This window comes from Alishewanella sp. HH-ZS (assembly GCF_001704375.1).
GTDB classification, from domain to species: domain Bacteria; phylum Pseudomonadota; class Gammaproteobacteria; order Enterobacterales; family Alteromonadaceae; genus Alishewanella; species Alishewanella aestuarii.
Genome location: NZ_LZEJ01000024.1, coordinates 19690 through 33755, shown reverse-complemented (window position 1 = coordinate 33755; position 14066 = coordinate 19690). Strand labels below are relative to the sequence as shown.

General features: G+C 51.4%; 15 protein-coding genes. 7 read left to right on the top strand and 8 right to left on the bottom strand.

Annotated elements, in window-relative coordinates; all coding sequences use genetic code 11:
* The first annotated feature begins 58 nt into the window (after nt 1–58).
* The 4 genes from A9165_RS10890 (at nt 59) to A9165_RS10875 (ending at nt 3633) form a co-directional block, all read left to right on the top strand.
* Nucleotides 59–523 (top strand): hypothetical protein, encoded by a 465-nt coding sequence (locus A9165_RS10890; RefSeq protein WP_065955889.1) that lies wholly within the window; start codon nt 59–61, stop codon nt 521–523.
* Between the two features lie 381 nt (nt 524–904).
* On the top strand, nt 905–2389 hold the full coding sequence (locus tag A9165_RS10885; RefSeq protein WP_065955888.1) for a SulP family inorganic anion transporter: 1485 nt from the start codon (nt 905–907) through the stop codon (nt 2387–2389).
* Nucleotides 2390–2391: 2 nt separating this feature from the next.
* Nucleotides 2392–3246, top strand: coding sequence for a universal stress protein (locus A9165_RS10880; protein WP_065955887.1), 855 nt, complete (start codon nt 2392–2394; stop codon nt 3244–3246).
* A gap of 36 nt (nt 3247–3282) precedes the next feature.
* Nucleotides 3283–3633, top strand: a complete 351-nt coding sequence (locus A9165_RS10875; RefSeq protein ID WP_008608705.1) for a putative quinol monooxygenase — start codon at nt 3283–3285, stop codon at nt 3631–3633.
* Nucleotides 3634–3668: 35 nt separating this feature from the next.
* Here the strand turns inward: A9165_RS10875 and A9165_RS10870 are convergent, their stop codons facing one another.
* From A9165_RS10870 to A9165_RS10845, 6 genes are all read right to left on the bottom strand, one after another.
* The gene (locus A9165_RS10870; protein WP_065955886.1) at nt 3669–4625 is read right to left on the bottom strand and encodes a hypothetical protein; all 957 of its coding nucleotides are present in this window, start codon (nt 4623–4625) and stop codon (nt 3669–3671) included.
* A 133-nt stretch (nt 4626–4758) separates the two neighbouring features.
* Nucleotides 4759–5520, bottom strand: coding sequence for a DUF2063 domain-containing protein (locus tag A9165_RS10865; protein WP_065955885.1), 762 nt, complete (start codon nt 5518–5520; stop codon nt 4759–4761).
* The gene (locus A9165_RS10860) at nt 5517–6365 is read right to left on the bottom strand and encodes a DUF692 domain-containing protein (RefSeq protein ID WP_065955884.1); all 849 of its coding nucleotides are present in this window, start codon (nt 6363–6365) and stop codon (nt 5517–5519) included. Before A9165_RS10860 ends, A9165_RS10865 begins: the two co-directional genes overlap by 4 nt.
* 6 nt (nt 6366–6371) lie before the next feature.
* The gene (locus tag A9165_RS10855; RefSeq protein ID WP_065955883.1) at nt 6372–6848 is read right to left on the bottom strand and encodes a hypothetical protein; all 477 of its coding nucleotides are present in this window, start codon (nt 6846–6848) and stop codon (nt 6372–6374) included.
* 115 nt (nt 6849–6963) lie between these two features.
* Nucleotides 6964–7689 (bottom strand): cytochrome c biogenesis CcdA family protein, encoded by a 726-nt coding sequence (locus tag A9165_RS10850; RefSeq protein ID WP_065955882.1) that lies wholly within the window; start codon nt 7687–7689, stop codon nt 6964–6966.
* 11 nt (nt 7690–7700) lie between these two features.
* Complete coding sequence (locus tag A9165_RS10845) at nt 7701–8105, bottom strand: thioredoxin family protein (protein WP_065955881.1); 405 nt, start codon at nt 8103–8105, stop codon at nt 7701–7703.
* Between the two features lie 191 nt (nt 8106–8296).
* On the opposite strand from A9165_RS10845, the gene A9165_RS10840 reads away from it, so the two are divergent.
* Together A9165_RS10840 and A9165_RS10835 are read left to right on the top strand one after the other, a co-directional pair.
* Nucleotides 8297–8836 carry an RNA polymerase sigma factor gene (locus tag A9165_RS10840; protein ID WP_065955880.1) on the top strand — a complete coding sequence of 180 codons (540 nt, stop codon included), beginning with the start codon at nt 8297–8299 and terminating at the stop codon, nt 8834–8836.
* Entirely contained in the window at nt 8833–9462 is a 630-nt protein-coding gene (locus A9165_RS10835; RefSeq protein WP_065955879.1) for an NrsF family protein, read from the top strand. Before A9165_RS10840 ends, A9165_RS10835 begins: the two co-directional genes overlap by 4 nt.
* An 18-nt stretch (nt 9463–9480) precedes the next feature.
* Here A9165_RS10835 and A9165_RS10830 read toward each other — a convergent pair whose 3' ends face one another.
* Nucleotides 9481–9756, bottom strand: a complete 276-nt coding sequence (locus A9165_RS10830; protein ID WP_008608700.1) for a hypothetical protein — start codon at nt 9754–9756, stop codon at nt 9481–9483.
* 136 nt (nt 9757–9892) lie between these two features.
* Between A9165_RS10830 and A9165_RS10825 the strand changes: the two genes are divergently transcribed.
* Nucleotides 9893–12283 (top strand): Lon protease family protein, encoded by a 2391-nt coding sequence (locus tag A9165_RS10825; protein WP_065955878.1) that lies wholly within the window; start codon nt 9893–9895, stop codon nt 12281–12283.
* Nucleotides 12284–12368: 85 nt separating this feature from the next.
* Here the strand turns inward: A9165_RS10825 and A9165_RS10820 are convergent, their stop codons facing one another.
* Nucleotides 12369–14015: a S8 family serine peptidase gene (locus tag A9165_RS10820; RefSeq protein ID WP_065955877.1), complete on the bottom strand. Its 1647-nt coding sequence runs from the start codon at nt 14013–14015 to the stop codon at nt 12369–12371.
* Between the last annotated feature and the right edge of the window lie 51 nt (nt 14016–14066).

Here is a 14066-nt window from a genome sequence, read left to right as displayed (position 1 = left end):
TAAGCTACCCTTTGTCTATACTCAGAATAGCGTTGCTAAATTACCAGTGGAGTACAAGATGGCAGACTTTAACGCGAAATACCGCAACTGGCTTAAAGATCTGAGTCAGACGCTGCAACAGGCAGGGCAGGAACAGCTGCAAAGTATGCTGGATGTTGCCGACACCCTGAAAGCTTATCTGAAAGCTGGCAAGGAGCTCAGTGCCTATGAGACGCAACTGTTTCTGGAAACGCTGAAAAGTCAGTGGCAGCAAGCAGCTGCCGAGGAGCAGCAACCTTCGATGTGGACTGAGGAGCTGTGGGAGCAATTAAGTCAAATTACCGACCGGACGCAAGTAGAGTGGGCCGAGCTGATTGACGATTTCCAACATCAGGGCGTGTATTATCAGGGCGAATATGTTGGCATGGGCCGCTATCGCTGCAGTCAATGTCAGCACAGTATCGATTATACGCACCCGGCCGAGCTGTTAAGTTGCAGCCACTGTGGTGGCGTACAATTTTTCCGCGACGGCTTGCCGGTTTAGCAGGCTAGAGCCAAGCAGGGGATAATTGCGCTAAAGGACACTTAGTTGCAGTGAGTAAGCTAAGATGGCGATTTTCAATCGTTTTCAGAGGTTAAAACTGCTATAATCCCCCGTCATTTTATAAGGCGGCTGCTAATAAGCACGAGCAGAATCTCTTCTAATTGATTGAAATACAACGAGGGTGGGCCGGTGTAAATAACGCAATATCTGGATAATTTGCCTGGTGCAGTTATTTTTTATGTCTGTAACGCACTAAAGCGAAAAAGCTGTTATTCGCTGGTCGCTACCGGCAGCCATTTCTGTGGTAACAGTAAAGTCACTGCCGACAGGCAACTGCCATTTTGTTGTTATCGATACTGTCAGACTCTTGTTGGATGCTCTATGTTAAATTCCTTACGCCAAACCTGGTTTTCCAATGTGCGGGGCGATGTGCTTTCTGCCTTGGTGGTCGCGCTGGCCTTAATTCCTGAAGCCATTGCCTTTTCGATTATTGCTGGCGTCGATCCTAAGGTCGGCCTTTATGCCTCTTTTTGTATCGCGGTGATTACCGCCTTTGCTGGTGGTCGGCCGGCGATGATTTCGGCGGCAACCGGCGCCATGGCGCTACTGATGATTACGCTGGTGCGGGAACATGGTCTCGAATATTTACTGGCCGCAACCTTATTAACCGGGTTACTACAAATCCTGTTTGGTTTACTAAAGCTGGGCGAGCTGATGCGTTTTGTGTCACGCTCTGTGGTTACCGGCTTTGTTAATGCACTGGCGATCCTGATTTTTATGGCACAACTGCCGGAACTGAGTGGGCAACATGGTACCTTGGTGGTGTATGGCATGACCGCGGCGGGCCTGGCCATTATCTATTTGTTTCCTTATGTCACCAAAACCATTCCATCCCCTCTGGTGTGTATAGTGGTGTTAACCGCTATCGCTGTTTATTTCCAGCTCGATCTGCGTACTGTCGCCGATATGGGGGAGCTGCCTGATAGCTTACCAGTCTTTTTATGGCCTGATGTGCCGCTGAATGTTGCAACGCTGCAAATCATCTTCCCTTATGCGTTGGCGCTGGCCGTGGTGGGTTTACTCGAGTCACTGATGACCGCAACCATTGTTGATGATCTGACCGATACCAGCAGCGATAAGAATCGGGAATGTGTCGGGCAGGGTATCGCCAATATTGGTTCTGGTTTACTGGGTGGCATGGCTGGCTGTGCCATGATCGGGCAATCGGTGATTAATGTGAAATCCGGTGGCCGCACCCGCCTCTCGACCCTACTGGCTGGTATTTTCTTGCTGCTGTTTATTGTATTTTTAAGTGACTATGTCGGCATGATCCCGATGGCGGCGCTGGTTGCTGTGATGATTATGGTGTCTATTGGCACCTTTAGCTGGAGCTCGGTGCGGGACTTACGTAAAAACCCGCTAAGTTCCAGTATCGTGATGATCGCGACGGTGGTGGTAGTGGTCTTTACGCATAATCTGGCTTATGGTGTACTGCTTGGTGTGTTACTCAGTGCCTTGTTTTTCGCCAATAAAGTGGGCCAGATCCTCTACATCAGTTCTAGCCTGCAAGCCGGTGGCCGCGAGCGGCATTATCAGGTGGTCGGGCAGGTCTTTTTTACCTCGGCCGAGCAATTTGTCGCCGCCTTTGACTTTAAGGAAGCACTGGATAAGGTGCAGATTGATTTAAGTCGGGCGCATTTCTGGGATATTACCGCCGTTAGTTCATTGGATAAGGTCGTACTAAAGTTCCGCCGTGAAGGTACCATGGTTGAGCTGCTGGGGTTAAATGAAGCCAGCGCTACCCTGGTGGATAAATTTGCTGTGCATCAACAGCCTGACGCAGTCGAAAAATTGATGGGACACTAACGATGACAAAGCATGTCTACGCCTGTATTGATGCCTCACCCTATGCTGAGGCGGTTTGTGATGGTGCGATCTGGGCCGCGAAGGCGCTGACCGCGCCCCTTAGTCTGGTGCATGTGATTGACCGGGCTCAGCATACCCAAACGCCGGATTTAAGTGGCAGTATCGGTTTGGGATCGCAGGAAGTGTTACTGCAACAACTGGCAGAGCTGGATGAACAACACAGCAAGCTGGCATTGCAGCGTGGCCATCATATTCTGGATGCGGCGCATGCCCGGGCTAACGCCGCCGCAGTCGCTGAGATCAGCGAACTGATGCGGCACGGTCCGTTACTGGAGTCATTAAAGGCACTGCAGGATGATACCCGGTTATTGGTATTAGGTAAGCGAGGCTTAAGCAGTACCGATGCGCATGGGCAGCTGGGGATGCATATCGAGATGATTATCCGCAGTATGCAAAAGCCTATTTTACTGACGCAGCAGCGTTTTTCCGCGCCGAAGCGGGTGATGCTGGCCTATGATGGCAGCGCTACCGCGCAAAAGAGTCTGGAAATGCTGGCCGCCAGCCCGCTGTGTCGTGGCCTACCGGTACATCTGGTAATGGCCGCAGTACGCAGTGAACAAGCCGAAAAACAACTGGCCGAAGCCGCCAGTGTGCTAACGCTGGCCGGTTTTGATACCCGTACCGCGATAGTGACCGGCGAGCCGGACGAGGCCCTGCACCAGTACCAGCAGGAACAAGTCATTGATCTGCTTGTGATGGGCGCCTACGGCCATTCGCGGATCCGGCAGTTTATTCTGGGTAGCACCACCACGGCGATGCTGAGTAAAGCCCGCTGCTCAATGTTAGTGTTACGGTAATTACTGGCGCTTGCCATAAAGATAAAGAGTAGCGTGATGTCAAAGAAAGTCTATTGTGTGGCACAGTTTCTGCCAAAAGCCGGTAAAGAAGCTGAGCTATTTAAGGTGTTGCAAAGCTTAGAACCTAATACGTTGCGGGAAGACGGCTGTTTGCAGTATGTGGTGACCCGGCAGATCCAGAGTCCTTTTGCTGATGGTACGAGTTTTCCGATTGCTTTTAATGAAATCTGGGCCGATTTAGCCAGCTTTGAAGCGCATTGCCAACGCGCCGAAATTAAAGCCTTTTTTGAACAATATTGTCTGGCAGAAAATGGGCTGGCGGCCCGGTGGAATGTCTGTATTTATACGGACGAGCCAGCCAACTACGATGCACCTAAACTGAGTTAAGCGTTAAGCTTAGTTTTTCGGACACGACAGGTCGCTTAAGCAACCTGCTTTTCTGCCAGATGTAACTCCATCAGCGCCTTTAATAGCCGGAACAAGCGGATAGAGGCATCGATTTCTTCCTTGCGGTTGGTCAGGCTTTCAACGTTCAGGCCCAGCGGCACCTCCAAATTCGCGCAGTGGGTTAAGATCTGCGTCAGATTGTCGCGGCAGATCTTAATCGATTCGTTCAGTGGGTTTTCGGCATCCAGAATACGATAACGCGAGGCCTGTGGCACCGAAATACCGAGCCATTGCATAAAATCCAGCGTCTGTTCACTGCCGCACGGGGTAAAGGTTAAAATCAGACGTTTTGGCGTCAGACCTTGCTGTTTACAGCTGCGGGCATAGCTGGTAATCAGATCAATGGTCGCCTGGGCGTTATATACCGCCTGCGAAATAAAGAACTGACAGCCCTGGGCCGCTTTATCAATTAAGCGTAAATGTTCATCGCCTTTTTTGGCATGGCGTTCGGCAATGGCAACTCCACCCAAAAAGAAGCTTGCCGGATGGGCGGCGAGCTGCTGATAGGCATGCGGTAAACTGAGCTTGATCTGGCCATGTGATGAAGGGCTACCCACTAACACCAGATTTTTCAGGGCAAAAGTTGCGGCACTTTCACTAAGCCAGTGCTCAAATTCGCTGCTATCACGCTGAGCCACACTTTTATAAGTAATGACATCCTGCGCCGATAGCTCGCGTAACAACCGGCTGTATTCGCGCGGGTCCAGAGTGCTCTGAAACGGGAAAGGACGCTCGGTGGCAACCCGGCTACTTTCATCCTGAATATCATAGACAATCAGGCCATCGTATTCGAGCTGTTGCAAACGGCCTAACAACTTACCCGCGATCCGCAAGCTTTTATCAGCAGCGGTGCCGGCTTTGGGTGGAGTAGTACCAATCAGATATACCCCTTGCTGTGGATCTGCAATTTTCTCTGCCAGTGATAATGCCATAATGCTGTTACTCCAAAACCTGATAGCATAAGTATACAGCTATTTAGACGTCTGGCTATCCATTTGGCGTGAAAGTTTTTTCAATCAAGATGAAAAAAATTCAAGTTGAGCCGGCTAAGGCGACAAGGCCAACTTAGCCGCCATCGTGCAGCAGTGCGCCCTTAACGGCCAACTCTGTCAGTAAGGGTAGCGCAAATTCGGTCAGTTGCGCTGCGCTGTAGGGCGCGAGTTGTGGTGCCAGGCTGGCAGTCAGTTGTGGTAAGGTTTGTCCCGGCTGCTCCGTCAGCAGATGTAACAGCAGTAAGCTGGCCTGATTTAACTGCACAAAGATCACTTCATCCTGCCAATCGCGGTAGATTAGAAAGGCCTGGCCTGGTCCGGGTTCGTTAACCTGATAATCCGGGCTCAGATGCTGCACCGGATACTGGTATACCGCTAACAGGCTGGCTTCGGTTAGCCTTAACCTGGCCGACATTAGTTGTGCCGGTATCACGGCCTGCTGTGCTGACGTGACGGCTAGTGTCCCGACATAGAGCTCAGCCCATTCGTAATGGGCCAGTTCGGCTAAAAACGGCGGATCGGCGGCAGCGGGCTGATATTGCTGCAGAAAATCGACAAATTGCTGGGCAATATGCAAGAAATAGGGCGAGTGACAGCGATAATCGGCGAAAAAGCGTTGTTTCAGGCTTAGCCAGGCATCGGGCTGATAAAGGGTGCTGAGCACCGGGAAGGCATTATCGATAAAGCCGCTGACATTATTGAAGAACAGCTGCTGATAGATCTGCAGCCGTGCTGTTGGCACTGTCTGCTCCGCATAGGGCTCTTGGGGGTGGCGAATGGCCCGGGCGAACGCCAGTTGGGTTTGCTGTAAGTTAGGGGCTGTCGGCTCAGTCATACTGCTGCTGGTCTCGGGCTGGCAACTTGCTGCAATTGCTTAATCTGCGACAGTTCCTGGCAAAGGTCGGCCAGCGGCGGGATATTAAAGTCCCGCTCGTATAAGGTCGGTTTTACACCATGCTGCTGATAGCTAAGACGCAACAATTGCCAAACCGGATCAGGAATGGCAGCGCCATGGGTATCAATCAGTAAGTCGGCCGCTTGCTGGTAATGTCCGGCAATATGGTAGTAGGCAATGCGCTCGCTTGGCATCGCAGCTAAAAAGGCTCTGGCATCGTAGCCATGGTTGATGGAATTGACATAGATATTATTTACGTCCAGCAGCAGCGGGCAGTCGGCTTCCGTAAGCACCGCCAACAGAAATTCCAGTTCACTTAATTGCTGTGCTGGCGCAGCATAGTAGGAGACATTCTCGATAATCAATGGCCGCTCCAGGATCTGCTGCACCTGTTTAATCCGTGCCGCCACATAATGTACCGCTTCCTCAGTAAAGGGGATCGGCATCAGGTCATACAGATGACCGTCGGCAGCACAATAACTCAGATGTTCGCTATAGCGCAGGATCTGATGCTGGTCGAGAAAGTGTTTTAGCTGCTGCAAAAAATCCAGATCCAGCGGATCCGGGCCACCAATATTTAACGACAGGCCATGACAAAAAAACGCATAGCGTTCGGTCAGTTGCCGGAAATCCTTCGCCAGTTTACCGCCATAAGGTAACCAGTTCTCTGGCGCAACCTCAAAGAAATCGATGATAGCTGGCTTATCTGCTAACAGTTCTGGCAGCAATTCGCGGCGCAGGCCAAGGCCTGCGCTGCTGCTACTAAAGTGAGCGAGTGGTTTCATTTGGCGTTAGATAGAGCCGCATTTACCTTCGCCGCACTTCATTTCTTTGGCTTTATCACTGGCTTTTTTCTTGGCATCAGCGGCTTTTTCCTGACCGGCAGCTTTAGCTTCAGCGGCCTTAGCTTTGGCATCGGCTTTATGCATCTCGGCACCGCACTTGCCTTCACCGCATTTACCTTCGCCACATTTCATTTCTTTGGCTTTGTCGGCAGCCTGCTTTTTGGCATCCGCCATTTTTTTCTGCATTTCGGCGCCGCATTTGCCTTCACCACACTTACCTTCACCGCATTTCATTTCTTTGGCTTTATCGGTGGCTTGCTCTTTTACCTTAACTTTAACCCCGGTATTGTCCTGAGTGGTCACTTGATAGGCCATACTCAGTTGTTGCGCCTGAAATGGGTTGCTATCCGCCAGGGCATTACCTGAGCCCAGTGTAAGGGCGCCCAGCGCCAGAGTTAATTGCGTTTTGGTTAATGTATTCATCACGTTTTCCTCGTTTGTTCAACTGGCCAGCATTTCCGCTGGCCATCATCAGAAAATAAAAGTCTGTTCAGTACCCGGTAATACAGCGCCGGTTTAGTTTGCTGTTACGACGTAGTTAATAACGGGTAATCAGTTCCAACCAACTCGCCGGCAAATTTTCAGTCGCGAGCACCAATAGGGTTTGATCAAGGTTGGTTAAGATTAACAACGCCACCAAAATTAAACTATAACCCAAAATCTGGCGGCCGCGCTCACCTTTGGCAGCAAACTTGGGTAAAAAGCGATCTGCTGAGCCTGCCATCAGATAAGCAACGATAATCAGCGGCAGGGCTGCACCTAAGCCAAAGACAAACATCTGTAGCGTCGCGCTTACTATCGATGCCGAGGTGTTAGTAAAACTTAATGCTGCACCTAACACAGGTCCGGCACAGGGGCTCCAGATGGCACCTAACAACAACCCCAACCACAAGGTCCCACCGGGCTTTTGTTCCAGGCGGCTTGCCAGGTTATCCGCTTTTGCCGCTAATGGCGCCAGTAGTGAAGAAGAGCCGCTTTTAAATACCGGCACCACCAGCATCACACCCATCAATAAGATAATAATGGCAAAGACAGGTCTGCTTTGCGCAATGCTAATATCGAGTAACTGGAGTAAGCCATTTAGGCTTGCGCCCATTAATGCAAATCCAATCGCTAAACCCAGTCCGGTCAATACTGGTGCATAACGGTGTTTAGCTAACCCTGACGCCGCCATTACAGGCAGCACCGGCAGAATACAAGGGGACAGTGTAATCAGCATGCCAGCCAAAAACAGCAAAGGTAAAACGGAGACGTCAGGTAACATGGTGCCTCCGCTTACAGCGCTTTCATCAGTTCAGTTTTGATCGCATCAGCCTCGGTCAGCCCTCGGGTTCTTGATACTTCAACCCCGTCCCGGTAGACAATAATGGTGCTCTGGCCGGTTACACCAAAGCGTTTGTTCAATGCTTTTTCGGTAACCTGGTTATATTGCAGTACGGTGAGATTAGCGAACTCGGGCAGTTGCAGCGTGCTTTCGATGACTGGAATTTGTTTGCTACACACCGGACAGCCTGGCTTGGTCGCAACCAGCACAAAACTGCCTTTTGCTTCAGCCAGCTGAAAACTGTCTGCGGAATAAGCGGGTAAACTCAGAGTGCCAGCGTATGCAGCAGGCAACTGAGCGAATGTCAGAGTGATGACGGTGCTGATTAAAGCCGCGGTCAGTAACGAAGTCTTCATACTATGTTCCTTTTAGAAAGTCAGATTAAATGTGCCAGAACACGCTCTGGTCGCTAGTTATTGCCTGACGCTAAGTAAAAGGTTACAAAAAAAAGCGAAAATTATTTTATGCGGGTCTGTAACCTTTTGCTGTTTACCGGTCAATACTCCGATACAGGCAGATATGCCACGGGAATGAATAGAGAAATCTGATGGATGAGTGGTCGACTTTGCTAGTTAGAGCACAACAAGGGGATAACGCAGCCTATGAGCGCTTTTTGCGCCAGGCAGTACCCTTTATCAAGCGTCGTGGGCGACGTTATGTGAATAGCGACCAACTTGACGACCTGGTTCAGGAAAGCTTGTTAACGATACATCGGGTGTTACACAGCTATCAGCCGGGTTTGCCGGTTGAACCCTGGATTAGCGGTATTTTACGGCATAAATTTTACGAGAACCGGCGCCAACAGATCCGCCAGCAAGCAGAGACTTACCCGGAGGATGACTCCTGGCATCCAACAGTCGTGGCAGATCACGAGGATCAGGCGGAGGCATTGCAGCGATTATTATTACCGCTAACAGAGCTGCAAGCGGAGGTTCTTTACGCAACCAAGGTCGAGGAAATGTCAGTGGCGGAAACGGCAAATATGATGCAACGCAGTGTGGCATGGGTAAAAGTCAATGTGCATCGCGCGTTAGTGCTGCTACGCAACGAAATAAAAGCCGGTAGCACCGGGGGAGAGCGCAGATGAAGGATAAAACAGAGCAGTTAATCAACCAGCTGCTGGTGCGGCACAGCGCCGTTGTCCCAATGCTAACCGACAGACTGATAATGATAGGGTTGTTATTGTCATTTTCGCTGGCACTTTTGCTGCTAGCACCTTTGGGTTTCAGAGCGCAGTGGTCAGTATTGGCGCTGTTAAAAACGGTTGCGCTTTTCGCGTTCACCTTTGCGCTGCTGCGCTGCACCCAATTAAGCAGTCAGCCAGCCGAGTATTCCTATAGAGAATATCAGGGTGCGGCGCTGAGTGCGTTGGCGGGAGGGGCGGCTTTGCTGGCTATTGGTTGGCTGGCACCAGAGCTGTCGCTGACTGACGCCCTTGCTGAGCCATCATTCTGGAGCTGCGTAGCGTGGATTGGTGTTGTGGCATCGTTTTGCCTGCTGGGTTTGTTCCGTTTACTACGCCGGGCTAAACCACTTTATCGTTGGCGTTTGGTGCTGAGTTGTAGCGGTTTAGCGGGTTTTCTGGCCGCCACGGTTTACTCTTTACATTGTCCGGTGGATGCGCTGGCCTATTTAAGCACGGCCTATCTGTTGGCTATGCTGCTGGTTGTCAGCATTGGCTATGGCTTGAGCCGACGGCTCTGGCATTGGTAGCAGTTAGTGTTATACGGTTTAATGCACGCGATAAAAACGGCAAAAATAGTCGACGATAGCCGTAGCATCCAGGCGTTGAAACTTCAGCTGATGCCGCTCCATCAGTGCCTTGCCCAGAGTTCTGAGCGTATACTCCAGTGGTGCACCGGTCGGCCGTTCTAACTGGTGCTCTTTAAACAAAAAGTCCAGCGCTACCGAGGTATAGGATTTGCCCGGCTGCGGTCTGGCCAGCTCCAGCTCCTGCAGGCGAACCCCCAGGTTACGGATTTTTTGCAGGCAGTCGCGCTCGTTCATCTGATACTCCGGTTTACAGTTATCGCACTTACCTGCTTATCGGCGTTAACGCAGAAAACTTTAGCCACAGCCTACAGCGCAGTAACCGGCTTTTTGTTACTATATAAAAAACTTACCTTTATTGTTAAGGCACTAAATGACGCAATTAGAGCAGCAACTGGCATTGACGCCGGCACAACTTGGCCCGCAACTGGATTCAGCACTGGTCTCCGATATTCTGCAGCAACCTGCTGTTCCCGCCGCCTTTATCGGCCAGGACCGCGCCCGAACTGCATTGGAGTTTGCCATTGGGATGGATATGCCGGGCTATAACCTCTATGTGATGGGGGAGCCGGCTTTGGGGCGCTTTACGCTGGTACAGGAAATTCTGCAGCTGGCCGCCAGTGAAAAAGCCACGCCGGAAGAGTGGTGCTACCTGAACAATTTTGATGACGAACGGGTACCTATTACGCTGCGCTTGCTACCGGGTGAAGGCCGGGTGCTGGTCAAAAAGCTGGAAAGTTTGATTGATGATTTGCTGGATACCTTTCCGGCTGCCTTTGATAACCCTGGCTATCAACGCAAGAAAAAAGCCATTCACCGGGCCTTTGATGAGCGTTATGAACAGGCCATCGAACAGGTTGAGAAGAAAGCGCTGGAAAAGCAGGTGGTATTGTACGAAGAAAATGGTGCGGTAAGCTTTTCGCCAATCATTGATGGCAAGCCTTTGGATGATCAGGAATTTACCAAGCTATCTGAAGAGCAGCGGCAGTATTTCTATGATTTGGTATCGGAGCTGGAAACGATCCTCAACGAACAGCTGTTGGAATTGCCGCAGTGGAAGCGGGAATTGTCGGAGAATTTGCGGGCGCTGCGCAAAGATACCATTGAGCAAGCGATTAAGCCGATGCTGAAAAAGCTGGAGCATCACTACAATGCCGAGTTGGGGGTCTTAAAATACCTGCGTGAGATGCGACCGGAACTGGTGAAAGCGGTAATGGAGCTGCTGCCGGATGAATCGGAAGGCGAGAAAGGCGAGGAGCCGGTTAGCCGCGAAATCTTTATCGAAGAGTTTGTGCCTAATGTGCTGGTACATCATGAAACGATGTCTGGCGCGCCGATTATTTTTGAACCTAACCCCAGCTATGGCAACCTATTTGGCCGGGTGGAATACAGCTCGGCCGGTGGTTCCTTATTTACCAATTACCGGATGATCCGCCCCGGCGCCCTGCACAAAGCTAATGGCGGTTATCTGATCCTGGATGCCGATCGGCTATTAACCCAGCCCGCCGTGTGGGATGCGTTAAAGCTGGCATTAAAGGCCGGTGAAGTGGTGATTGATACCCTTAGCGATCATGCAGTAACGAACTCGACTATTATTACGCCGCGCGCCATCCCGCTCAGCGTTAAGGTGGTGTTGCTGGGTTCGCGCGATCTGTACTATTTAGTGCAGGATTTCGACGAAGAATTTAATGAGTTATTCCGGGTACTAGCCGATTTCGAGCACTATTTGCCTTATTTGCCGCAAACCTTAAGCGATATGGCAGCGCAAATTCAGCTGCAATTGCAGGAGATGGGTTTACTGTCGCTAAGTAGCTGTGGCTTGCAGCAGCTATTGCAGTTTAGTTTCCGTCAGGCTGAACACCAGCGTAAGCTGTCTGCCCGTTTTGCCGACGTGCTGGAGTTAGTGCGTGAAGCCTGCTTTTTTGCCCGGCAGCAACAGGCTGAACAATTAACCAGTGAGCATGTCCGCCAGGCGCTGGCAGGGAAAAAATACCGCACCGGCCGCATCAGTGAGGCGTTTTTAGAAGATATTCAGGAAGGACATATTCTGATCGATACTGACGGCCTGGCAGTCGGTAAGATCAATGGCCTGACGGTACTGGAAATCGGTGATACCGCCTTTGGTACCCCAGCGCGGATCAGCGCGACGGTATTCGCCGGTTCCAGTGGCGTAGTGGATATCGAGCGAGAGGTGGAGCTGGGTAAAGCGATCCACTCCAAGGGTGTATTATTACTAACCGGTTATCTGGGGGCCAAATATGCCCGCGATTTTCCGCTGACCTTAAGCGCGAATATTGCAATGGAGCAGTCCTACGGCCACATTGACGGTGACAGCGCCTCACTGGCTGAAGTCTGTGCCCTGATCTCGGCCATTACCGAGATTCCAATCCGGCAAAGTCTGGCGGTGACCGGCTCGATTAACCAATACGGTCAGGTGCAGGCAATAGGCGGTGTGAATGAAAAAATTGAAGGCTATTTCCGGCTCTGTCAGTCACGAGGCCTGACTGGTGAGCAAGGGGTGATTATTCCGGCCAGTAATCAGTTAAATCTGGTGCTGGATCAGGATGTGGTGACTGCGGTTGCTGCCGGGCAGTTCCATATTTACACCGTTAAAACTGTGGATCAGGCATTGGAGCTGTTAACCGGTGAAGTCGCAGGAGAACGTAATAACCGCGGTCAGTATCCGAAAAAATCCCTTAACGGTCGGGCGTTACTGCGCCTGGCGGAAATCGCCGAGCTGGTTAACGGCGGTAGTGAGGAATAACGGCGAGTTGCAACAAGCCAGTAAAAACAAAGCCGCGATATCGCGGCTTTCTATTATCAGGGCTAGCTAATAACTGATACAGCGCTCAGCTACACTTTTTACCTTTGCAGCTGCCGCCACCACCACCAGTGTCGCCACCACCCGAGCTGCCGCCGGCACAACCATGGGTTGCCAGGTAATCATGCGCCGCTTTCGCTTTGACAATACCTTTACCAAACTTCACCGCATCGCCGCCCGTCGGCCGCACTGCGGTCGCTTTTAAGGCATTGCGGATTTCAGTACCGGTACACTGCGGGAAGTTAGACCATACCCGCGCCGCCAGACCCGCAACAGCTGGTGTTGCCATCGAGGTACCGCTCATATAACCATAATCTGACGCACCGTTACTGATCGAAGCCGAGGTTGCAGCGACCAGAGCGCTGCGATCTTCAAAGGCGGCGCCAACAGCAGGGATGCTGGTTTGATTGCTGGTGCCAAGGGTGCCATACAGCATCCCGGGTTCGTTATTAATCAGGATCGCGCCAATACCGCCCGACAACTGACAGTTACGTACCTTGTCGTGGAATGAGATAGTACCACGATCAATAACACAGATCTTACCGGCTGCGGCGCTGTTAGTGCTGGTCGCCAGGCCCATAAAATAGGTGCTGCCTGAGGCATCGCCGGTGTTTTCCATCGCTGATGCGGCGTAGCCGTTATTCCCTGCGGTGAGTGCTGCAAAGGCGGCACCACCAGAGGGGTAAGTGGATAAGGTATCCACGCCACCCGCAGTCACTTCGACACAGAGGCCTTCATTCGTGGTCTGATTTTTGCCAACGCCGGTAGTGCAGGATGGATACTGCGAAAATGAGGCAATCTGATCATTGGCATCATTAGCTCCGACCATCATTACCGATGGATAGCCAGCCGGGAAAGAGCGAACGTTATTACCGCTGTTACCAGCTGCCGCCAGCACCAGACCACCATTATTGGTAAAGTTGATAAAGGCATTCTCTTCAGTACTGTTGGCGCGGCCGCCTCCCAGACTCATATTGATAACTTTGGCGCCATTTTGTGCACAAAGATTAGCAGCATGGGCTAAATCAGAAGAATAGCCCCAGCCACTGTTATTAAAGACCTTGATAATATGCATCGGCGTGCCCGGTGCCATCCCGATCACACCAAAGCCGTTGTCCGCGGCGCCGATCGTGCCGGCAACGTGGGTGCCGTGCGGGCCGCCATCGCGGAACCAGTCACCGGTACCTGAGTTACTGGTGCCGCTAATGCTACCCCAGTCAAAATCAGCATTATAACCACCGGTTTCGCCAGTATCCCGGGCAATACCTGAGTCAATCACACAGACCTTGGGTGAGGCGCCCAGATTAAACGGGGTTTGATGTGCCTGTGACTGCAGATAAGCATAGGGGGTTAATTGCTGCACTGTCGGATCGCCGGCGGTATCGTTGTACAGCGCCATTGGGTAACGCTTGGCGTCCTCTTCAATCAGCTTAATATGCGGATTCCTGAGCAAGCCTTTAACCTGGGACAGATCTTTACCGCTAAAGGTAGCGGCGATAAAGCCGTCTGAATCAACATGGATCTCGGCGCCCAGTTGCGCAGCCAGCGCTTTAACGATGCCTTTTTTATCGTTATCGACCTGAATAATAAAACGATCTGACGCGACGGCCTGACCGGCTAAACCCAGAGCAACCAGGGTTGCCAGGGCCAGAGGGGTAAGGTGATTTTTTTTCATGAGACTTCCTTCATTGCTGTGGTATTGGCCAAGGGCCTTATTATTATTTTT

Coding starts and splice junctions, on each gene's coding strand:
- A9165_RS10855 (WP_065955883.1), bottom strand. CDS start 6,848: ATGAATACATTAACCAAAACGCAATTAACTCTGGCGCTGGGCGCCCTT.
- A9165_RS10820 (WP_065955877.1), bottom strand. CDS start 14,015: ATGAAAAAAAATCACCTTACCCCTCTGGCCCTGGCAACCCTGGTTGCT.
- A9165_RS10875 (WP_008608705.1), top strand. CDS start 3,283: ATGTCAAAGAAAGTCTATTGTGTGGCACAGTTTCTGCCAAAAGCCGGT.
- A9165_RS10890 (WP_065955889.1), top strand. CDS start 59: ATGGCAGACTTTAACGCGAAATACCGCAACTGGCTTAAAGATCTGAGT.
- A9165_RS10830 (WP_008608700.1), bottom strand. CDS start 9,756: ATGAACGAGCGCGACTGCCTGCAAAAAATCCGTAACCTGGGGGTTCGC.
- A9165_RS10880 (WP_065955887.1), top strand. CDS start 2,392: ATGACAAAGCATGTCTACGCCTGTATTGATGCCTCACCCTATGCTGAG.
- A9165_RS10850 (WP_065955882.1), bottom strand. CDS start 7,689: ATGTTACCTGACGTCTCCGTTTTACCTTTGCTGTTTTTGGCTGGCATG.
- A9165_RS10825 (WP_065955878.1), top strand. CDS start 9,893: ATGACGCAATTAGAGCAGCAACTGGCATTGACGCCGGCACAACTTGGC.
- A9165_RS10885 (WP_065955888.1), top strand. CDS start 905: ATGTTAAATTCCTTACGCCAAACCTGGTTTTCCAATGTGCGGGGCGAT.
- A9165_RS10860 (WP_065955884.1), bottom strand. CDS start 6,365: ATGAAACCACTCGCTCACTTTAGTAGCAGCAGCGCAGGCCTTGGCCTG.
- A9165_RS10835 (WP_065955879.1), top strand. CDS start 8,833: ATGAAGGATAAAACAGAGCAGTTAATCAACCAGCTGCTGGTGCGGCAC.
- A9165_RS10865 (WP_065955885.1), bottom strand. CDS start 5,520: ATGACTGAGCCGACAGCCCCTAACTTACAGCAAACCCAACTGGCGTTC.
- A9165_RS10845 (WP_065955881.1), bottom strand. CDS start 8,105: ATGAAGACTTCGTTACTGACCGCGGCTTTAATCAGCACCGTCATCACT.
- A9165_RS10870 (WP_065955886.1), bottom strand. CDS start 4,625: ATGGCATTATCACTGGCAGAGAAAATTGCAGATCCACAGCAAGGGGTA.
- A9165_RS10840 (WP_065955880.1), top strand. CDS start 8,297: ATGGATGAGTGGTCGACTTTGCTAGTTAGAGCACAACAAGGGGATAAC.